At 68.5% G+C, this 20,328-nt stretch carries 19 protein-coding genes and 1 pseudogene; 3 read left to right on the top strand and 17 right to left on the bottom strand.

Annotated elements, in window-relative coordinates; all coding sequences use genetic code 11:
* Nucleotides 1–62 precede the first annotated feature (62 nt).
* Nucleotides 63–521: a MerR family transcriptional regulator gene (locus X946_RS07645; protein ID WP_038745477.1), complete on the top strand. Its 459-nt coding sequence runs from the start codon at nucleotides 63–65 to the stop codon at nucleotides 519–521.
* A gap of 85 nt (nucleotides 522–606) precedes the next feature.
* Here X946_RS07645 and X946_RS36095 read toward each other — a convergent pair whose 3' ends face one another.
* The 4 genes from X946_RS36095 to X946_RS35020 all read right to left on the bottom strand — a co-directional run bounded on the left by X946_RS36095 (nucleotide 607) and on the right by X946_RS35020 (nucleotide 3,256).
* Nucleotides 607–927: a hypothetical protein gene (locus tag X946_RS36095; RefSeq protein WP_231752799.1), complete on the bottom strand. Its 321-nt coding sequence runs from the start codon at nucleotides 925–927 to the stop codon at nucleotides 607–609.
* A gap of 283 nt (nucleotides 928–1,210) precedes the next feature.
* Nucleotides 1,211–1,954, bottom strand: coding sequence for a pirin family protein (locus X946_RS07635; protein ID WP_038745474.1), 744 nt, complete (start codon nucleotides 1,952–1,954; stop codon nucleotides 1,211–1,213).
* A gap of 10 nt (nucleotides 1,955–1,964) precedes the next feature.
* Nucleotides 1,965–3,038 carry an alkene reductase gene (locus X946_RS07630; RefSeq protein ID WP_038745471.1) on the bottom strand — a complete coding sequence of 358 codons (1,074 nt, stop codon included), beginning with the start codon at nucleotides 3,036–3,038 and terminating at the stop codon, nucleotides 1,965–1,967.
* A 47-nt stretch (nucleotides 3,039–3,085) separates the two neighbouring features.
* Nucleotides 3,086–3,256 (bottom strand): hypothetical protein, encoded by a 171-nt coding sequence (locus tag X946_RS35020; RefSeq protein WP_157131087.1) that lies wholly within the window; start codon nucleotides 3,254–3,256, stop codon nucleotides 3,086–3,088.
* A 102-nt stretch (nucleotides 3,257–3,358) separates the two neighbouring features.
* On the opposite strand from X946_RS35020, the gene X946_RS07625 reads away from it, so the two are divergent.
* Complete coding sequence (locus tag X946_RS07625; protein ID WP_200886425.1) at nucleotides 3,359–4,231, top strand: LysR family transcriptional regulator; 873 nt, start codon at nucleotides 3,359–3,361, stop codon at nucleotides 4,229–4,231.
* A 93-nt stretch (nucleotides 4,232–4,324) separates the two neighbouring features.
* Here X946_RS07625 and X946_RS35415 read toward each other — a convergent pair whose 3' ends face one another.
* The 7 genes from X946_RS35415 to X946_RS35015 all read right to left on the bottom strand — a co-directional run bounded on the left by X946_RS35415 (nucleotide 4,325) and on the right by X946_RS35015 (nucleotide 10,281).
* Entirely contained in the window at nucleotides 4,325–4,585 is a 261-nt protein-coding gene (locus X946_RS35415; RefSeq protein ID WP_038745469.1) for a hypothetical protein, read from the bottom strand.
* Nucleotides 4,582–5,013: an acetyltransferase gene (locus X946_RS07615; protein WP_038745466.1), complete on the bottom strand. Its 432-nt coding sequence runs from the start codon at nucleotides 5,011–5,013 to the stop codon at nucleotides 4,582–4,584. Before X946_RS07615 ends, X946_RS35415 begins: the two co-directional genes overlap by 4 nt.
* Nucleotides 5,014–5,506: 493 nt before the next feature.
* Nucleotides 5,507–5,854, bottom strand: coding sequence for a hypothetical protein (locus X946_RS07610; RefSeq protein ID WP_038745463.1), 348 nt, complete (start codon nucleotides 5,852–5,854; stop codon nucleotides 5,507–5,509).
* A 13-nt stretch (nucleotides 5,855–5,867) separates the two neighbouring features.
* The gene (locus tag X946_RS07605) at nucleotides 5,868–7,844 is read right to left on the bottom strand and encodes a carboxypeptidase regulatory-like domain-containing protein (RefSeq protein ID WP_038745460.1); all 1,977 of its coding nucleotides are present in this window, start codon (nucleotides 7,842–7,844) and stop codon (nucleotides 5,868–5,870) included.
* An 85-nt stretch (nucleotides 7,845–7,929) separates the two neighbouring features.
* Entirely contained in the window at nucleotides 7,930–8,832 is a 903-nt protein-coding gene (locus tag X946_RS07600; protein ID WP_038745505.1) for a metal-dependent hydrolase, read from the bottom strand.
* Between the two features lie 295 nt (nucleotides 8,833–9,127).
* Nucleotides 9,128–10,015: a M24 family metallopeptidase gene (locus X946_RS07595; protein WP_038745457.1), complete on the bottom strand. Its 888-nt coding sequence runs from the start codon at nucleotides 10,013–10,015 to the stop codon at nucleotides 9,128–9,130.
* A 77-nt stretch (nucleotides 10,016–10,092) separates the two neighbouring features.
* Entirely contained in the window at nucleotides 10,093–10,281 is a 189-nt protein-coding gene (locus X946_RS35015; RefSeq protein WP_156440023.1) for a hypothetical protein, read from the bottom strand.
* 556 nt (nucleotides 10,282–10,837) lie between these two features.
* Here X946_RS35015 and X946_RS07590 point away from each other — a divergent pair.
* Nucleotides 10,838–12,586 (top strand): cation:proton antiporter domain-containing protein, encoded by a 1,749-nt coding sequence (locus X946_RS07590; protein ID WP_038745455.1) that lies wholly within the window; start codon nucleotides 10,838–10,840, stop codon nucleotides 12,584–12,586.
* 101 nt (nucleotides 12,587–12,687) lie between these two features.
* On the opposite strand, the pseudogene X946_RS36830 reads toward X946_RS07590, so the two are convergent.
* The 6 genes and pseudogenes from X946_RS36830 to X946_RS07570 form a co-directional block, all read right to left on the bottom strand.
* Nucleotides 12,688–12,984, bottom strand: a pseudogene (locus X946_RS36830) (5' nucleotidase, NT5C type); the annotation flags it as partial.
* Between the two features lie 187 nt (nucleotides 12,985–13,171).
* Nucleotides 13,172–13,942, bottom strand: coding sequence for an SDR family oxidoreductase (locus X946_RS07585; protein WP_038745452.1), 771 nt, complete (start codon nucleotides 13,940–13,942; stop codon nucleotides 13,172–13,174).
* Between the two features lie 49 nt (nucleotides 13,943–13,991).
* Nucleotides 13,992–14,993, bottom strand: a complete 1,002-nt coding sequence (locus tag X946_RS07580; protein ID WP_038745501.1) for an arabinose ABC transporter substrate-binding protein — start codon at nucleotides 14,991–14,993, stop codon at nucleotides 13,992–13,994.
* A 628-nt stretch (nucleotides 14,994–15,621) separates the two neighbouring features.
* On the bottom strand, nucleotides 15,622–17,466 hold the full coding sequence (locus tag X946_RS07575) for a peptidoglycan D,D-transpeptidase FtsI family protein (protein ID WP_052145029.1): 1,845 nt from the start codon (nucleotides 17,464–17,466) through the stop codon (nucleotides 15,622–15,624).
* A gap of 92 nt (nucleotides 17,467–17,558) precedes the next feature.
* Nucleotides 17,559–17,801, bottom strand: a complete 243-nt coding sequence (locus X946_RS33410; RefSeq protein ID WP_152611648.1) for a hypothetical protein — start codon at nucleotides 17,799–17,801, stop codon at nucleotides 17,559–17,561.
* 795 nt (nucleotides 17,802–18,596) lie between these two features.
* Complete coding sequence (locus X946_RS07570) at nucleotides 18,597–20,150, bottom strand: methyl-accepting chemotaxis protein (RefSeq protein ID WP_038745450.1); 1,554 nt, start codon at nucleotides 20,148–20,150, stop codon at nucleotides 18,597–18,599.
* Between the last annotated feature and the right edge of the window lie 178 nt (nucleotides 20,151–20,328).

Here is a 20,328-nt window from a genome sequence, read left to right as displayed (position 1 = left end):
TTGACGACATCGTGACCTTAAGCTTAAAGTCAACTTCAATGTCAAGTGCCGGGAGGGCGCGAATGAAGATCGGCGAGCTCGCGCAGTTGAGCGGCGTGACGGCGTCGCGTATCCGGTTCTACGAGGCGAGCGGCTTGCTGCAGCCTGCGCAGCGGCAGGCGAACGGCTATCGGGAGTATGCGCCGGACGCGTTGACGCGGCTGGAGATCATCGTCGGCGCGCAATGCGCGGGTTTCTCGCTCGACGAAATCCGGGCGATTCTGCCGCCGGATCTGGACAAGTGGCCTCGCGAGGAATTGCTGCAGGCGCTGCGGCGCAAGATCGACGAAATCGAGCTGCTGGAGCAGCGTCTCGCGAGCAGCAAGCGCCAGCTTGTCGCGCTCGCCGACGAGATCGATCACAAGGCGGACGGCGAGGATTGCGCGGGCAGGGCGAAGCGCGTGCTGGACAAGATGAATCGACGGGCCGCCGAGCAATCGCCGGTGGAGCTTCGCAGCCGTCCGAAGAGAAGGCGCGCTTGACCGGCGGGGTCGCCGCACCCGCTGCACCCGCCGTGCTCGCCGCACCCGCCGCACCCGCCGCGCCACGAACGACGATCCGAATCCCTCATGCGGAAGCCAGCGGCGCTTCCGTCACGACTTGCGCGATTTGGCTTCCTTCCGGCGTGGCCCAGTTGCCCGAGGGTTGCCTGACGATCCGGCTCGGGCCGGCGAGCGCGACGCCGTGACCTTGCGTGCGGCGCCGGACCATGCCGTCGCCGATCGTGCCGGGCGGGCCGTCCGCATCGGCGACGGCGGGCACGCCGCAGCCTTCGCGCACGACGCTCAGCGCCGGGAGCGCCGTGCACAGGTCGTTGGTGACGCCGGCGACGATGAACTTGGTGCGCCCGGTCGCCTTCACGGCCGCCGCGAAGCGTTCGTCGCCCATCGCGGCGACGATGCCGGCGAGCGCGGATTCGCGCCGCGTACCCGGTGGGCGGGATCGATCCGGGTTCGTTCAACGGCAGCGCCTGCGCATGTCCCTCCATGCCGGAGGTCGGCGCGGCCGGCATGCTCGGGATGCGCGCGGTCTTCGCCGGCATCGGCGAGGTGCGCTTCATGTCGCTGAACGGCATGGACTTGACTCGGCCCATGGCGCCGATCCGATGGTCGATCAGCGCAAGCGCGGCGTGCTCGCCATCGAATCGCTCGCAGCCCATGTTGAAACGCCGTTACGCTCGGGTTGACGCGGCGTGCAGCGGCGAGCCGGCGAAAAGCATGACCTTGGCGCCGCCGTGACGCGCCTGGAGCAGGATCGCGCGACGCGCGTCCGCGGCCGGAAAGACGGGAAGCCTGAGATCGCCGAGATCGAAGTCCCGGCCGTCGACCGTCGTCGCGCCGACAATCGGCATGACGAACGCGCAATGGCCCGCCGCGACGGGCACCGCGAGCTCCGCGCCTTCGTCCAGCGAAATGTCGAGCATCGTCACGTCGGTGGGGGCGGCGAGCGGCGAGCGCGCGCCGGCGAAGCTGCCCGCCGGCACGCGCACCTCGACGCCCGGCAGCGACACGACCGGCACGTCCTGCGGTTCGAGACTCAGCGCGAACGGCGCGATCCGCCGCCGCTCGCGGGCGAGGTCGACGAAAATCCGCAGCGAATGGACGGTCTTGCCGGCCTCCGCCGGGACTTCCTCGTGCACGATGCCGCTGCCGGCCGCTGTCCAGTGCAGGCCGCCCGGCCGGATCAGGTTGCGGGTGCCGAGGGAATCGCGGTTGTCGATGCCCGTTTCGGAATCCGGAAACAGGTAGGACACCGCCGAGAAACCGGCATGGGGATGAGGCGAGAAAGTCGGCGCGCTCATCCATGCGTGGTCGACGCAGAGGAACGGATCGATCTGCGCGGCGACGCCCCGCAGGCCGTAGGCCCGGAAGTGGCCGCCGTGGTTCGCGCGCTGCGGCGGAGCAAGGATGGGCATGACGAGGGCCTCATGCGCCGCCGGCTGCGTTCAGGCTCGGATAGTCGGTATAGCCCTGCGCGGCGCCGCCGAAGAACGAGTTGCGGTCCGCCGCGTTCATCTGCGCGTTGGCCTTCAGCCGCGCGACGAAATCCGGATTCGCGAGCACCATCTGGCCGTAGGCTTCCAGATCGGCCAATCCGGACGCGACGTCGGCGCCGATCAGCTCGCGCGGGCGGCCCGGCCGATTCAGGATCAGCGTGCGTTGCCAGCGCGCGCGGAGGTCGGCGAGCAGCGGTTCGTCGCCCTGATGCATCACATGCAGGTACGCGAGGCCCAGCTCGTCGAGCTCGGCGACCAGGTGGCGGTAGAGCGCCGGCCCTTCGTCGCCTTCGTCGATACCCCACAGCGTCGTGCCGGGCGACAGGCGGATCGCCGTGCGGTCCGCGCCGATTTCGTCGGCGATCGCGGCGGCCACCTCGATGGCGAAGCGCGCGCGGTTCTCGATCGAGCCGCCGTATTCGTCGGTGCGCGTGTTCGCGCTCGGCGCGAGGAACTGCTGGATCAGGTAGGCGTTCGCGCCGTGGATTTCGACGCCGTGCGCGCCGGCCTCGATCGCGCGGCGGGCCGCGTGGCGGAATTCGTCGACGGTCCGGCGCACTTCGTCCGTGCCCAGCGCGCGCGGCACGGGAATGTCCTGCATGCCGGCAGCCGTGAACATCGGCGCGCCCGGCGCGATGGCCGAAGGCGCGACGCCCGGGCGGTGATGCGGCGTGTTGTCGGGGTGCGACATGCGCCCGGCATGCATGAGCTGGATGAAGAGATGGCCGCCCTTCGCGCGCACGGCCGACGCGATTCGCCTCCAGCCGGCGACGTGCGCATCCGTATAGACGCCCGGCGTGGCGAGGTAGCCCTGGCCGTCGTCCGAAGGCTGGGTGCCTTCGGTGACGATCAGCCCGACGCTCGCGCGCTGTGCGTAATACTCGGCGGCCAGGTCGGACGGCGTGCCGTCGAACAGCGCGCGGCTGCGGGTCATCGGCGCCATGGCCAGGCGGTTTTGCAGCGTATATCGGCCGACGCGGACGGAATCGAACAGGGTGCTCATGATGAAATCCTTGATTGGGGGAAGGGAGAAAAGAAGGGCGTCCGCCGTTACGGCGCCGCATGACGCGCGCCCGTCCGGGCGAGCAGCGCGTTCGGCGCGGCGGCGAACCCGCGGATGCGCTCGCCGGTCAGCCCCGGCGACGGCAGAATGGCGTGCCGCTTGCCGTCGAACATCGCGCCGCCGTGGCCTTCGATGTCCGGCGCGGCTTGTCGCTTCATGACGGCTTCCTTCGAGTTCCGACGGCGGCATCATCGCCCGCTTCCCGTTCGGGATAAATATGGTAATTTGGATATCATTGATCCATTCATGGAGCAGTTGGCGTGGAGCTGCTGAACGACATGGCGTTGTTCGTCGAGGTCGTCAAGGCGAAGGGCTTTCGCAGCGCCGCGGACGCGATGGGGATGCCGAACTCGACGCTGTCGCGGCGGATCAGCGGGCTGGAGAAGGCGATCGGGCTGCGCCTGCTGCATCGCACGACGCGCAAGATCGAATTGACCGAAGCCGGACAGATCTATTTCGAGCGATGCAAGCGCATCGTCGACGAAGCGCGCCTCGCGCACGAGCAGCTCGGCGAAATGCTCGCGCAGCCGAGCGGCGTGCTGCGCGCGTCGCTGCCGGTGGATTTCGCCGTGACCTCCCTGGCGCCGCTGATCGCCGAGTTCGCCGCCCTCTATCCGGGCATCACGTTCGATTTCGATCTGACGCCCAGGCGCGTCGATCTCGTCAGCGAGCCCTTCGACGTGGCGATCCGCATGGGGGAATCCGAAAGCTCGCAGCTCATTGCGCGCCCGCTGGCGTCGCTCACGCCGCATCTCTATGCGTCGCCGGGCTACCTCGAACGATTGGGCGAACCGGCAAAGCCCGCCGATCTGGCGCGGCACGAGTGCCTGGGCATCCTGAGAGCGGCCTCGTGGACGCTGCGCGACGGACGCCGAGAGACGACGGTTTCGGTGGGCGGGCGCTTCACGCTGAACAGCGTCGGGATGATCCGCCGCCTGGCGACGCTCGACATGGGCATCGTCCTGATGCCGGAGGAAGTCGTCGCCGACGAGCTGGCGAACGGGAAACTGCGCCGGATCATGCCCGGATGGCACGGCGTGCCGATGCCCGTCCATGCGATCACCGAGACTCGTCTGCTGCCCGCGAAGACACAGCGGTTCATCGAGTTTCTCCGCGAGCGGCTGGGGCGGTAGCGTGCGGTGCGTGCAGGTCCGGCCGCCGGCGCGCTGCGCGCGCCGGGCGCGGCTTGCCGACGTCGGCCCGTGGGGCCCGGGAAAACGCGGCGATCAGTGCTGCGGCACGAGCATGCGCGACAGCCATTCGCCCCGGTCGCCCTTGGTTCCGGTCGATATGGCCGCGCCGAAAATGCCGCGCGCCGGATCGTCGTGCGGGTGAGCGCGCCGCCATCCCGGATCGAAGCGGCTGGCATGACCGTCCGGCCATTGGGCGACGAGCGCGCCTTCGGCATCGATTCCGGCCGTCGGAGGGCGCGGCTTGGCGATGGACCGGAGCGCACGTCGCGGCAGATGCCCGACCGCGCGAATCAATACGCCATGTGAATCAACGGAAACGGTCTGCCGGCCGAATCGGTTTCCGAGCGCCCGACGTCCTTGAATCCGTATCGGCGATAGAAGCCGTGGGCCAGCGGATTCTGTTCGTTGACGTCGACGCTCAGGCGAGGATGCTCGGCCCTGACATGGTCGAGCAGGCGCGTCCCGACACCCTGGCCGACCAGGTCCGGATCGACGAACAGCATTTCGATTCGCGCGCCGTTCGCACCGACGAAGCCGGCAATGCGGCCGTCGATGGCTTCGTCGATCCATACGGTGACGTTCGGCAGGTAAGTGTTCCGGACTTGCGGATATAACTCCCGGATGTCCTGTTCGCTCAGGAAGGTATGCGTCGCGCGCACCGAACGGTGCCAGATTTCCGCGAGTACGGGATTGTCCGTGGAAAATCGACTGCGAATGCTCATGGCGATAGAAAGTAATTGATTGATGGCCGGTTATTTTAAGGATTTATGCATGCGTGTATATAGGAAATAAGGAAATAGCGTCAAGACGGGAGCCATTCCCCATGCGTTGCCCGGTCATTCAGTCGGCCCGGATTAATCGAGTCGGCCAATCGGGCGGCGCAGCGGGTGATGATCGATATCGGGAAAATGCATGATCTCGATTCATATCGGTCGACGCCGCTTATTGTGGCGCAGCGCGAATTCGCATTTCAAATCGTGGACGAGCGAGATGCAAGCGTGCCTGCCATATGCGACATGGCCGACTTTTCGTCATGGAATTTCGGCTATCGCCACGAACGATTCATTTGCAACGGGAGCCTCGGCGCAGCGCCCGTCGGCGATCCGATCGAAACGGAAAAGGCGCGACGCGGCAGGCGCGGCGGCCGGGGCGCGAGCGAAATCCCTCGGGCCGGTCCCGCACGTGCGGCGGACCGGCGCTTCGCCTACCTGCCGTTCATGCGTCTTGCGGCACGTGCCGCCGCACGCACAGCCGCGCAACGATCATCACGACGATCCACGTGACGCCGAACGACGCGAGCATGAACCCGGCATCCACGCTCACGCCGTCGAATAGCCGGCGCGCATAGATCGGCAGCGGCGCGCGATAGGCGTCGTACGACGGGGCGATCCCGGCCGCGGCGATCGCGCACGCGATCGCGTAGCGAAGACGATTGCCGATACGTGCGCGCGCGATGCGCGCGAACCCGCGCGCGAGAGCGATGAACGGCAGCCCGTAGACGGCCAGCAGCGGCGCCATCAGCACCGTAATGAGCAGATACAGCAGGAAAGTTTGCATGTCCATGGCGGGTATTCGCTTAGTGTGTCGAACGATCGGCGCGCGAGGCGACGAGCTGGACGGGGCCGGCTTGAATCGCGCCGGCGCGATTCGATCCGGCGCGGGCGAGCATTGCGCGGCTTCCCGCCGCTCGGCTCGACGCTTGCCGATCGGCCGGCAAGCGATCTGACGCGTCGCCGGCAGCGGCCGCCGCCGTGCTTGCCGTACCGCCCGCCGCCGCGCCGCCACGCTCGCCGTCCGGATACAGACAGATGAACGACGCGCGCGCGCCTTCGATCCCGTACGCGGGCAGATTCGACGAACTCGAGCACACCGCGCCGTCCTGCGTGAACGACATGTCGCGCAGCCACGTGACGCGCGTCGGCAGCGGATACGTGACGAAGGTCCGGGTGGACGGCGCGAAGCGGAAGATCCGATCGGACATGTTCGACGTGATCCACACGTCGCCCGTCTTCGGATTCACGTTCAGCGCATACGGCACTTCGTATTCGTTGTGCGCGAGAAGCGGCAGCTTGTAGGTTTCGAAGCGATGCGTGCGCGGATCGAATTTCATCAGCCCGCCGTCGTCGAACGCCGGAATCCACAGGTTGCCCTGCGGATCGAAGCGCAGCCGTCGCGGGCCGCTGAGCGGCGTGTCGAATTCGGTGACGTCGAGCGTCGCCGGATCGATGCGGCCGATCTTGTTCGCATAGAGCTTCGCGTACCAGATCGAGCCGTCGAGCGGATTCACGTCGATGCCGTACGGGAACGGGAACGCGTCGCGGCCCTGGAATGCCCACTTGTGATGCGTGAGCGCGAGGTGCAGGTTCTGCCCCGGGAACCACGCGGCCATCTTCACGACGAGCGGAAACAGATAGTGCGACACCGCGCGCCAGAACCCGCCGTCGGGCAGATGGATGATCGTGAACGTCTCGGTCTTAGGATCGAAGCGCGCGACTTCGTTCGATGCGACGATCGTGAACCAGACGATGCCCGCGCGGTCGATGCGGAGCGTGTGCGGATACAGATGCGAGTGGCCGAGCGGGTAGAGCTTGAAGCGCTTCGTCGCCGGATCGAACGACGCGAGCGTCGACGACAGCGCGTTCGTGATCCAGAACCGGCCGTCGGCCCCCTGCGCGAGGCTGTGCGGCCCGTGCTTGCCGCTGAACACGCCGATCGGCAGCTGCACGCCCGAGAATATGCCGCCCACCGGCAGATCGACGTCGGGCTCCTTCCATTCGCTGAGCTTGCCGCTCTTGCGGTCGAGCTCCCAGATCTTGTCGTGGCCTTCGTCGGCGCCGTACAGATGATCGTCGGAGCCGACGTCTGCGTCGTGGATGAACGTGAGGCCGTCGCCTGCCGCCCATTCCCGGATCTTCGCGGGCACGAGCTGATCGTCGTACAGGTATTTCTCGACCGCCGCGACCGCGCGGCCGTCCATTCCCTCGTGCAGCGCATGCGTGATGTCCCGCGCCTGATTGTTCGTGAGGAGCGCCGCGTAGCCCTCCATCCGGCGCACCGTCGCGCCCCATGCGGCCTCGTCGCGCGGCGTGCGCGTGAGCGCATTGCCGACCTGGTGGCAGTAGTTGCACTGGCTGATGAACGCGGTCCGCGAGTCCTGGCTGGGCCACGACAGCGCGCTCAGATGCGCGGACGCGGGCAGGCTCGCGGACAGCTCGTCGGCCACCGTCTGCCGCTCGAGCGAGAAGTCGAGCGTCTTGCGCGCGCCGGACGCAAGCGCGAGGCTCTGCGCCGCATCCTTGAAGTACGGCGTGCGGGCGCGTACGCGCAGCTCGCCCGCGAAGTCGACGGCGATGCCGTAGTGGCCGTTGCGGTCGGTGTAGACGGTGTCGCGGCGCGTCTGCGCCGCGTCGAACACGGTGACCATCGCGCCCGGCAGCGGCTTGCCGTCCGACGAGACGGTGCCCGTCAGCGTGCCCGCCGCGGCGCCGAGGCTCACGGCCTGCGCGCCGAGCAGCAACAGCGGCGCAACCCGTTTCAAGCGAATGTCGATCATGGGTGATGTGGTGTAGGCAAAGAAAATCGATGAATGGGTGGAACCGCGCGGGCGGCGGCGAACGAGGCGGGCGATCGAGGGGCGCTCAAGTCGTCTTTTTCGCGCCCCAGTTGCCGCCGTGCGCGGCCGCCTGCGTGGCGGGCGAGCGCGCGAGATAGTCGAGCGCGAGCTCGGTCGAGCCTTCGCCGTGCGGCGTGTACGCGGGGTTGAAGTAGCGCAGCGCGGCGCCGATCGTCTTCCAGAACGACGGCAGGTGCGCGCGCCGCGAGCCGCGCTTCCACGCGCGCACGAAACCGGGATAGCGGCCGGCCTGCGGATCGCGCGTGTACATGAACTTCGAGCCCATCGACACGAACAGGATCAGCAGCGCGATCGCGAGCAGCATGTGGAACGCGCGGCCGAAGTAGCCGCCGCCCATGTAGCGATGCAGGTCGAACGCGACGGTGCCGTGCTCGACTTCCTCCGCGCCGTGCCAGCGCAACAGGTCGAGCATCGCCGGATCGGCCTGCGCTTCGTCGAGCTCGCGCGCGTTCAGCACCCAGCGGCCGAGGTACGCGAAGAAATGCTCGAGCGCGGCGATGATGCCGAGCTGCTGGCGCAGCCAGAAGCGCGTGCCGCCGATCTTCAGGCCGAGCGGCGTCTCGCCGAGCACCTTGCTGAAGAGCCAGGTCAGGCGTTTCGTGTACGGCTGCGTGTCGACGCCGTGCCGCGCGTAGCACTGCTTCGCAACCGCGTGATGCGAGCGCGAATGCACCGCCTCCTGGCGCAGGAAGCCGTCGGCGTCCGCGTGCAGCGCCGGGTCGTCGATGAGCGGCAGCGCCTTGTTGTACACGCGGCAGAACCACAGCTCGCCTTCCGGGAACAGCAGGTTCAGCGTGTCGATGATGTGCGTGCTCTCGGGGTCGCCCGGAATCCACTGAAGCGGCGTCGCGCTGAAATCGAACTTGACGTGACGCGCCTTGATCTGATGGTGCTTGCCGACTGCCATGTGTGCCTCCCTGTGGTTTGAATTCATCGGACGGCGTGCGGCCGTCCCGTATCGCGTGTGGCTGGAGAATGCGGGGCCGCGCGGGCGCGGCGGCCGGCGCCGCGCGGGGCGTCGAGGCGTCGCGTGGCCGGATGCGGCCGTCGCGCGCGCCGCCGCGGCGCCCGCGTCGTTCGCGGCATCGGCGCGGCGTTCGCGGCGCCCGGCGGCATCCGCGACGTCCGCGGCGCGGATCGTCTTCGTCGTGTTCGCCGCGTGTCGCATGACGCGTTCCATCGCGCGTTCCTCGCGCATCCGCTCATGCCGCGTACTCGAGCGCGGCATGAGCGGCCGTTTGCCGGCGCCGCCAGCGGCGCACGTGCGGCAGATCGTCGTCGAGCCAGTACGCATCGTCGGCGGTGACGACGAGCAGCTCCTCGAACTTCGCGCCGACGCCCGCGAACCCGAGATGCGGCTCGACCGCCCAGAGTCCGGGCGTCGGCGCGTGCTCGGAGCGGCGCTCGGCCGACCAGAGCGGCGACCAGCCTTGCGCGCGGCCCGCGCGCATCTGCTTCGCGACGAGGTTCAGCGCGAAGTCGACGCCGAAGCGCGCGACGAAGCGCGGCTTGCCGCCGGTGGCGATCCGCTCGATCCGGTGCGCGAGCACGTGAAACGGATACGCCTTGTGGCGCGGCTCGACGCCCTGGCGGCGGCAGAGCGCGTCGACTTCGCGCGCGACGTCGGCGAGCGTGCGGCGCGCGTTGACGAGCGTCACGATCAGCTCGCGATGCGCGATCAGATCGTCCTGGATCTGCGCGAGAATCGGGTTCTCGCCAAGGCAGGTCGTGTAGCCGACGTCCGCGACGAAGCCGTCGACGACGGGCGCGATGTCGAGGATCACCGGCATGCCCGGCTCGAGGCGGCGATCGCTCGGGAAGAACGCCGGATTGAAGCCCGCGAGGTGCGTGAGGCCGGAGAAGCCCGCGAATGCGGTGCGTTCGCCGAACCACGCGAACGGCTTGTGCCCCCAGTTGCGCACGCCGTGGTCCTGTGCCCATTCGGTCAGGAGGCGCACCGCGGTTCTCTCGGTGATGCCGGGGTAGAGCATGCCGCCGACGGTTTCGACGCAGCGATACGCGAGCTGCTGCAGCGCGCGGAACGATTCGAGCTCGTCCGCGCGGACTTCGGGCAGCGGGTGGTCGGCCATGATCGATTGCCTCCTAGTCGACGCCGGTTCGCATCGGCGACGCCGTCGCGGCGTCCGCCGGGATTCACCGGCAACCATTACATTGAACGATGTAACGATGATAATCGCTTGATCGGCGAGCACCAGCCGTTTCGCGTGGGGATTTCCCCTGATGCGGCGATGGGAATATCCGGGGCTTTGGAAATGCCGGAGAAGAGGGCGTGTCGCGCGCTGTTTGATTGCCGGTCGGAAAGCAATATGGGTAGGGCGTTCAGACGAATCGTCATGGTTCGATTTCGAACGGATTCGGTGAAGTGCGACGGATGGTCGCGGCAATGGCGGTGAAACTCTTTTTCTGAATGCTTTCCAACAGAACGAGTTTTGATTCGCTATGAACCGAATGAAACTTGATTCGAATCAAAGACGGGATGACTAATTCGGATTAAGCGGCGATCCGAATTCATTCGACGAGGCGATGGCGGCCGTCCGCAGAATGTTCGTGGTGCCGGCCCATCGGAGTCAGAGTCAGAGTCAGAGCGGCGGCCGGCGCGACAGGCGACATCCGCGCGCAGCCGCGCCGCAAGGCGATGCGGGGCCGATTCATTCTGCGCACCGCATGTGTGCAGTGTGCGCGCGCACGCTCGGGCGCGAATCCCGCTGCAAGGCCGGAGGCCGGCAAGCGCGCCGCCGGCCGGGCCGCTCGCCCGACCCGGCGCGCCGCTGCGGCCGCCCGCCGCGTTCTCGGATCGCTCCCCCCGGCAAATTTTGGTCAGTTCGCACATTTGCCGCCGCGATCCCTTATCCTTGAAGCCTTACGAAAACGTTACATCGAATGGAGCACGGATGCCTCATGACGTCAGCCTGATTGCACTGCTCGCGGCCGGTTTCGGTCTCGCGATGATCCTCGGTTACTTCGCGTCGCTGCTGAAGATGCCGCCGCTCGTCGGCTATTTGCTCGCCGGCATCGTGATCGGCCCCGGAACGCCCGGCTTCGTCGGCGATCTCGCGCTCGCGCAGCAACTCGCCGAAATCGGCGTGATGCTGCTGATGTTCGGCGTCGGCCTGCATTTCTCGCTCGGCGATCTGCTCGCCGTGCGCAAGATCGCGCTGCCGGGCGCGATTGTCCAGATCGCGGTCGCGACGGCGCTCGGCGCCGGGCTCGCGCTGCTGTGGGGCTGGAACGTCGGCGGCGCGCTCGTGTTCGGCCTCGCGCTGTCGGTTGCGAGCACGGTCGTGCTGCTGCGCGCGCTCGAAGGGCGCGGGCTCGTCGAATCGGTCAACGGGCGGATCGCGGTGGGCTGGCTTGTCGTCGAGGATCTCGTGATGGTGCTCGTGCTCGTGCTGCTGCCGCCGCTCGCCGCGCTCCTCGGCGGCGGCCCTCAGGCGCACGGCGATGCGGCCGCGCAGGCGGCCGAGGCGGGCGGCAGCCTCTGGAGCGCGCTCGGCGTCACGCTGCTGAAGGTCGCGGCGTTCATCGCGCTGATGCTCGTGGTCGGCAAGCGCGTGTTTCCGCGCATCCTGTGGCTCGTCGCGCGCACCGGCTCGCGCGAGCTGTTCACGCTGTGCATGATCGCGGCGGCGGTCGGCGTCGCGTTCGGCGCGGCGAAGCTGTTCGACGTGTCGTTCGCGCTCGGCGCGTTCTTCGCCGGAATGATGATGCGCGAATCGGAGTTCAGCCGCCGCGCCGCCGACGAAACGCTGCCGCTGCGCGACGCGTTCTCGGTGCTGTTCTTCATCTCGGTCGGCATGCTGTTCGACCCGCGCGTGCTGATCGACGAGCCGCTGCACGTGCTCGAAGTCGCGGCGATCGTCGTGGTCGGCAAGACGCTCGCGGCGGTGGCGCTCGTGCTCGCGTTCCGCTACCCGCTGAACACGGCGCTCACGGTCGGCGCGGGCCTGGCGCAGATCGGCGAGTTCTCGTTCATCCTCGCGAGCCTCGGGCGCGGGCTCGGGCTGCTGTCGGCCGAAGGGCAGAGCCTGATTCTCGCGGTCGCGCTGCTGTCGATCGCGCTCAACACGCTGCTGTTCGCGGCGATCGATCCGGCGCTCGCGTGGATTCGCCGGCACTCGGCGTTCGCGCGCCGGCTCGAGTCGCGCGACGATCCGCTCGCCGCGCTGCCGATGTCGACGCCGCAGACGCATCTGACCGGGCAGGTCGTGATCGTGGGCTACGGGCGCGTCGGCACGCGGATCGCGCAGGCGCTCGACGCGCGCGGGATCGCGTACGTCGTCGTCGAGCAGAATCGCGAGACGGTCGAGAAGCTGCGCGTGGACGGCGTCGCGGCGGTGTCGGGCGACGCGATCGAGCCGATCGTGCTCGTGCAGGCGCACATCGCGCGCGCGGGGATGCTCGTCGTCACGCTGCCGGACGTGTTCGACGTGCGGCAGATCGTCGACATCTCGCGCACGCTGAATCCGGCGATCGAGATCGCGCTCTGCACGAACAGCGACGACGAGGCGGCGCTGCTCGCGAACGAAGGGATGGGCGACGTGTTCGTCGGCGAGACCGAGCTCGCGCGCGGGATGACCGAGCACGTGCTTGCGCGGATGGGCGCGGATGCGGGCAGGGTGCGGCCGGCGGCCGCGCATTGATCGTTGGACAGACGCGCGCACCGGGCGCGTGCGCGCGTTCGGTTCGTTTGGTTCGTCCGGTTCGTTTGGCGCGGGCGTGGCGGCGAGGGCGGCGCGCCGAAGAGCACGCCTTGTTCGGGAAAGCGCCGGAACGGCGGGCGGTTGTCGTCGGTCAGGAGACCGGCGGCGACGGTGCTCTTGTCGCCGCGAAACGCGATGTTCGACGGCGCGATGAACGGCAAATGCCTGCGCGGCCAGCGAAACTTGAATTCGCACGAGTTCGGAAATTCCATCGCCGCGCTCGTCAACAGGACCTCGAATCGGGCGGTGTCTCGAAGGAGCGGCCTTCGGCGACGGCCGCCTCCATCATCTGCGCATGCCCCGGCGCGACGAAGTTCGCGGGATCGCGCCCAGCGCATGCTTGCCGTGACGGTTCGCAACGATGCGTCGCCCGATATGCCATGCGGGCCGCGCGGAAAACGCATCGGCGCCGTGATCACGGCGGCGTCCGCGTCGACCGCGATTCAAATCATCCGGCGCGTCTGCGGTCACGCCGGACGTTCCGGCGGTTCGCACGCGCGGCGCGAACGCATCGTTCGCCGCACGTCAATAGAACGATTCGAGCGTCAGTTCCTGCGCCATCACCCGATTGCCGGCGAGCAGCCCGCCGTCGACGGGCAGCGTGACGCCCGTGATCGCGCGCGCCGCGTCCGACGACAGGAAAAAAGCCGCGTTCGCGACGTCGTCGGGCGTCGCGAAGTCTTCGAGCGGATACCACTTCTTCAGTTGCTCGAACACCTGCGGGTTCTGCCGCACGCGCGCTTCCCATGCGGGCGTCTTCACGGTGCCCGGACAGACGATGTTCGCGCGCACGCCCTCTCGCCCGTATTCGATCGCGAGCGACTTCGCATAGCTGATGAGTCCCGCCTTCGCCGCGCTGTACGCCGGATGGCCGAGCGCGGCGACGCCGTTCACCGAGCCGACGATCGTGATCGCGCCGCGCCGGCGCGCGCGCATCCCGGCGAGCGCCGCCTCGACGCTCACGTAGGTCGCGGTCAGGTTCGCGTCGAGATCCGTGCGCCACGACGCGCTCGTCGTCGTGCGCAGCGTCGCCGACGCGGCGGTGCCCGCATTCGCGACGAGCACGTCGACGCGCTCGCTCGCGAGCGCGGCCGCGAGGCGCTCGGCGTCGGTCAGGTCGTCGACGACGGGCGCGACGGCGGCGCCGCCGAGCGTGTCGACGAACGCGGCGAGCGCCGCGCGGTCGCGGTCGAGCGCGAGCACGCGGTCGCCCGCGGCGAGAAAGCGGCGCACGAGCGCCTGTCCGATGCCGCCCGCGGCGCCCGTGATCAACGTGGTGCGTGTCGTCATGCGTATTCCTCCGATTCGAAGCGGACTGTCGACGCCGCCCGCCGCGCGGCGCCGCTCACAGCCCGAGTTGCGCGCGCGCCGTTTTCTCGTTCGCGCGCGTGATCAGCGTGCCGGACGTCAGCACGAGCGGCGGCGGCGTCCGGTTCCGGGTGATCCAGTCGTACATGTTGACCGACGTGTCGTAGCCGTGCTGTCGCGGATTCAGCAGGATCGAGCCGAAAAAGCCCGTCGGCTTCGGTTTCGCGAACTCGTTCATCGCGACCTGGCTGCCGTTGATGCCGACCGCGATCATGTCGTCCGCGCCGATGCCGCGACCTTCGCCCGCGCGCACCGCGCCGACTGTCGTGTCGTCATTCGATCCGAACGCAACCCAGCGCTTGAAGTTCCGATGCTTGGTGAACGCGATGTTCGCGGCGTTGAACGCGCCTTCGGTGTCGGCCGTCATCTCGGGCGCGTCGACGACGTTCGCGGCCGGGAAGCCGGCTGCCTTCAGCGCGTCGACGGCGCCCGCCGTGCGCTCGCGCGCGGTCGGCAACTGGTCGTACGCGAGCCGCAGCACGCCGACCTCGGCCGGATTCCAGCCGCGCCGCTTCGCCTCGGCGGCGAGCGCGTCGCCGACCTGCCGGCCGATCTTGTACGCGGAGATGCCCATGTGCGGCACGCCCGCCAGCGTCGCGCCGCGGCCGTCGACGAGCTGGTCGTCGACCGACATCAGCTTCATCCCGTAGCGCTTGGCCTTCGCGGCGATGCCCGGGCCGAGCTTCACGTCCGGCGCGCAGATGATCACGCCTTGCGCCTTTTGCGCGGCGAGGCTATCGAGCGCGGTCGACACTTTCTCGCCGCTCGGCGCGGCGATCTTCACGAGCGTGAACTGCTTGTCCTTCGCCGCTTGCTCGGCGAAGCGCCATTCGTCCTGAAACCAAGGGTCGTCGGGCTGCTTGACGACGAAGCCGATCTTCACCGGCGCGGCGCCTTGCGCATGCGCGAGGCCCGCCGCCGACAGGCCGGCGGCGACGCTCGCGCAGACGAGGGCGGCTCTGGACCAACGCGATCCCATAAGCGTCTCCTTCGTGCTCCGTTTTGGATGGATGCGGCCTTGCGAGCCGCGCACGGCATGCATGTCGTGCGGCAGATTGTAGGCGGCGGGAAAGCGGGCTTCCAAATAATGCGAGGTGATCCTAAAGAATGGGACCGCCGGGGGATGGGGGATTTTTTCGTGCAAGTGCCGGTTGCGGGATGCGGCCGCGCGGATGGCGACGAAGCTCAGCGAAGTAGGAAGCCGCAATGACATCGGCGCGCCGCGGCGCAGGCACGATGATGCGACCGGTGTGTTCGCGGTGCGGAGCGACGTCCCGACGTCCGGAATCGGGCATGAAGCATTCGATCGCCGAGATTCGACGCGGGCCGCGCGTGGGCGGGCACGGAAAAGATGAGGGCCGTCCGAGCGGCGCGACGTATCGAAGCGCCCAGGCTCGACGTGAACGGGCGAAGCGCCGCTCGGCGGCAAACATCCCGCGATGAAGCGCCGGCGGCGGGCAGACTCGAATCGGCGAGCCGATTAGTCGTAAAGCGCCGCGCGACGAACGCGATGCAAACGCCGACGTGCCCAACTCGTGATGCGACGCCGTTGCCAACCGCGGCGCAAACGTGCGATCGCTCGCCCGCGCCGCAGTGCGTGCATCGACTCAAGTTCTTGCGTTCGCTTGAGCCTGCGCCTGCGCCTGCGCCCGAGGCTGCGCTTGCGCTTGCGCCTTCGCCGGAGCCTGCGCCTTCGCGCCGCCCGTCGCCGGCTTGCCGGCCGCGACGGGCGCGTCCGGCGGCACGCCGAGCAGTTGCAGCGAGCCGCTCATCACCGACGAGAACACCGGCCCCGCCACCGTGCCGCCGTAATAGCTCTTCGCGGCGGGCTCGTCGATCATCACGGCGACGATGAGGCGCGGATCGCTCATCGGCGCCATTCCCGCGAAGAGCGCGCGGTACTTCCCCTTCGCGTACGACGCGCCCACCTGCTTGCGCGCGGTGCCCGTCTTGCCGCCGATGCGATAGCCGTCGACGCGCGCGGCGCGCCCGGTGCCGCCCTGGCCGACCGCCATCTCGAGCATCGAGCGGATCGCGGCCGCGGTGGCCGGCGTCGTCACGCGATGGCCGCGGTGCGCGTCGGCGAAGTGCGGATCGGCCGTCGTCCTGAGCAGCGACACGGGATGGATCGTGCCGTCGCCCGCGTACGCGGTATAGACCTGCGCGATCTGCAGCAGCGACGTCGACAGCCCGTAGCCGTACGCCATCGTCGCCTGCTCGATCGGCCGCCAGCGCTTGTACGGGCGCAGGCGCCCGGACGCGACGCCGGGAAACGTCAGCTCCGGCGCGCGGCCGATTCCGTATTCCTGGTACTTGTTCCAGATCGTCTCGGCGGGCAGGTGGAGCGCGAGCTTCGCGAGCGCGATGTTGCTCGACATCTGCAGCGCCTGCGCGACCGTGATCGCGCCGTGGTTCGACGTGTCGTGAATCACGTTCGGGCCGATCTTGTACGAGCCGGGGGACGTGTCGATGATCGTCTGCGGCCGCACCTTGCCCGCGTCGATCGACAGCGCGACGACGAGCGGCTTGATCGTCGAGCCCGGCTCGAACGTGTCGATCACCGCGCGGTTGCGCAACTGCTGGCCCGTGAGGCGCGAGCGGTCGTTCGGATCGAACGTCGGATAGTTCGCGAGCGCGAGGATTTCGCCGTTCTGCGCATCGAGCACGACGACGCTGCCCGCCTGCGCGTTGTTGGCGGTGATCGCGGATTTCAGCTGCGCGTACGCGAGCTGCTGAATCCGCCGGTCGACCGTGAGCTCGATCGTCGCGCCGTGCTGCGCGGGCACGAGCGGCCCGGTGTCGGAGATGATCCGGCCGAGCCGGTCGCGGATCACCTGGCGCTGGCCCGCGGTGCCGGACAGCCGCCCGTTCGCGGCGAGCTCGACGCCTTCCTGGCCCTGATCCTCGACGTTCGTGAAGCCGACGACGTGCGCGGCCGATTCGCCCTCCGGGTAGAAGCGCTTCGAATCGGCGATCTGCGTGAGCCCGTCGACGTCGAGCTTCTCGATCCGGGCGGCCGTTTCGGGATCGACCTGGCGCTTGAGCAGCACGAACGAGCGGTCGCTCCTCAGGCGCCGCCGCACTTCGGCGAGCGGCAGGTCGAGCAGCTTCGCGAGCGGCGCGTAAGCCGTCTCGTCGACCTGCTTCGGATTCGCCCAGATCTCGTAGGTCGTCAGGCTGACGGCGAGGAGCGCGCCGTTGCGGTCGACGATGCTGCCGCGCATCGCGCCGAGCTCGATCGTGCGCTGATAGCGTTTCTGGCCCTGGCCGACGTAGAAATCCTGGTTCGCGATCTGCACCCAGAATGCGCGGGCGATCAGCGTGCCGAACGCGAGGAACACGAGGATCACGACGAATTTCGAGCGCCACATCGGCAGGCTCGCCGACAGCATCGGGCTTTTCGCGACGGCGACGTAAGGATCGGACGACTTCGGTTTTTTCTTCAGGCGCATGGGCTGGCTATCGCTGGGCGGGACCGCGGATCGCGTCCCGAAGATGGAATTGTAATGAATGAGTAATGATTTCGTCTGGATTGGCTGCCAAATCATTGAAAAATCTGACAAATGTGGAAGAAGGGCGCGGGGCGCGCGGAACCGGTGCGAGCGGCGAAAGAGGGCGCTACGAGACGTGCGCGACGCGTGCGCTCGCGGTTGCGCGCGAGCGCGATCGGCGAACGAATCGACGCGTCGGCGCGGCGCTGGATTGACGGTGTTGCCCGGCGAAAGCGGACGGTGGCCGGCGAGGCGTTGCGAATGCGCTTGCCTTGCGCGCCGAGGATGGAAGCCATCGGGCGGTGGGAGGCCGTCGGCGCTAGACGCGCGGCGATCGGCGGATGCGACGAGGCGTGCGATACGTCAGCGGGCGTGGGGACGTCGGTCGAATGGAATGGATCGCCCGCGCATGTGGTCGATTCGGCGTTCGGCCGATGGGATCGCCCAACGGAATGGGCCGGAGGAGCGAGCCGGCGCCCCGAAACCGAAAGCGATCGGCGGATGCGGCGACGGGCGCGATGCGCGAGCTCGAATGCGTCTGCCGCGAAGTGTCTGGGCGTCGGCGTGCGCGGGCCGGCCCCCGGTGTCGGTCCGGCGGGATCGCGCGCTGAGCGAGCCGGCGGCGCGAAGCGTCGAGAGGGCGACGTATGCGGCGGGGGGCGTCATGCGCGGGCACGGACAAGTCAGCCGAAGAGAAAGGGGCGTTCGAACGCTGGGCGAAACGGCGTCCGGCGAGCGGAAACGGCCGATTGGCGGAAAGGGCCGCGCGCGAGGCGCGCGCACGGGCAAACGGGCAAACGGGCAAACGGGCAAACGGGCAAACGGGCAAACGGGCAAACGCTCGCGCGCCGGACGTCACGCGCCGCGAGCGGCGCGCGGTGCGGCTGGACGGCTGGGCGGCTGGGCGGCGGCGTGCAAACGCAAACGGGGAGCACGCACCGGATTCGGAGAAAGGCCCGCGAGCTCCTCGCCGCGAGCGACAGAAAGGCCGGAAACGCCGCCCGGCCAACGAAACCGTCCGGGCGGCGAAAGCAAGACGGCGAAAGCAAGACCGGGGCGGCCGAGCCGCCCATCGCATCGGCCGGCGTCGCTCAGGCCGGCAGCGCGAACAGCGCGACCGCCGAGCGCAGCGCGTCCGCCTGATCCTTCAGCGAATGCGCGGCGGCCGCCGCCTGCTCGACGAGCGCGGCGTTCTGCTGCGTGACCTGGTCCATCTCGCCCACCGCGCGGTTGACCTGATCGATGCCCGCGCTTTGTTCGTGCGACGCGTGGCTGATTTCCTCGAGGATCTCGTTCACGCGCTTCACCGACTGCACGATCTCCGTCATCGTCGCGCCCGCGCGCGTGACGAGCGTCGCGCCGTGCTCGACCGTCGTGTTCGACGTCTCGATCAGCGATTTGATTTCCTTCGCCGCCGTCGCGCTCCTCTGCGCGAGCGTGCGCACTTCGCCCGCGACGACCGCGAAGCCGCGGCCCTGTTCACCCGCGCGCGCCGCCTCGACGGCCGCATTGAGCGCGAGGATGTTGGTCTGGAACGCGATGCCGTCGATCACGCCGATGATGTCGCCGATCTTGCGCGACGCGTCGGTGATCTCGTCCATCGTCCGCACGACGTCGTCGACGACGGCGCTGCCGCGCGTGGCGACCTGCGCGGCCTCGTCGGCGAGCTCGGCCGCCTGCGACGCGCTGTCCGCATTGTGCTTCACGTTCGACGTCATCTGGTCCATGTTCGACGCCGTCTCGACCAGCGCGGCCGCCTGCTGCTCGGTGCGCTGCGACAGATCCGTGTTGCCGGCCGCGATCTCGGACGCGCCGACGTTGATGTTCTCGGTGCCGAGCCGCACGCGCGACACCATGTCGATGAGCGCCGTCTGCATCGTGTGCAGCGCGTGCAGGAGGCTCGCGTGATCGCCGTGGTGGAGGTCGACGTGCGCGGTCAGGTCGCCCTGCGCGATCCGCTGCGCGGTTTCGACGGCCGCTTCGAGATCGCCGCCGAGGCTGCGGCGCACGCTGCGCAGCACGAGCACCATCAGGATCGTCGCGGCGACGCCGAGCACGGCCGTCATCGCGAGCCAGCGGCCGGTGCTCGCGAGCACGGCGGCGTGCAGGTCGTCCATGTACATGCCGGTCACGATGTACCAGTCCCACGGCGCGAAATGGCGAACGGCGCTCGTCTTGTCGATCGGCTTGTCTGCGCCCGGCTTCGGCCACATGTATTCGACGAAGCCGAGGCCGCCTTCCGTGTTGCCCGCCTTCACGATCTCGACGAACAGATGCTTGCCGCCCGGATCGGTGAAGCCCGATACGTCCTTGCCGTTCAGCGCCTGCTTGATCGGATGCATCACGACGACGGGCTTCGAATCGTTGACCGACAGGTAGCCGTCCTTGCCGTAGCGCATCGCGGCGATCGCTTCGAGCGCGGCGCGCTTCGCGTCGGCTTCGGGCATCGCGTTTTGCTGCGACAGCTTGTAGAAATGGCTGCTGACGCTGTACGCCTGCGCGGTCAGGTTCGCGAGCTGCTCGCGCCGGTCCGTGATCATCGACGCGCGGTTCTGCCACGCGCCGGTCGCGCCGATCAGCAGCAGGCCGATCCAGAGAATGACGATCATCGACGCGAGCTTGTGGTTCAGTGAAAGGGAGCGCATGGTCTGTTGTCGGTCAGGCGGCTGATGTTTGGGGACGAATGCCTGTTTATCGGCGCGGCGCACGAGGGGCGCAGGCGGGTATTCCCTAGGTGCGGGCGCGGGCGGGCAAGCCCTGAGAGCGTGTTTGGAAATGCAAATTCTCGCCCTTCCAGCCTTCTCGACGAAGAGCGCCGCTCTG

It is taken from the genome of Burkholderia sp. ABCPW 111, from assembly GCF_000773065.1.
GTDB lineage: Bacteria > Pseudomonadota > Gammaproteobacteria > Burkholderiales > Burkholderiaceae > Burkholderia > Burkholderia savannae.
This window is presented reverse-complemented; position numbering and strand designations above follow the sequence as displayed.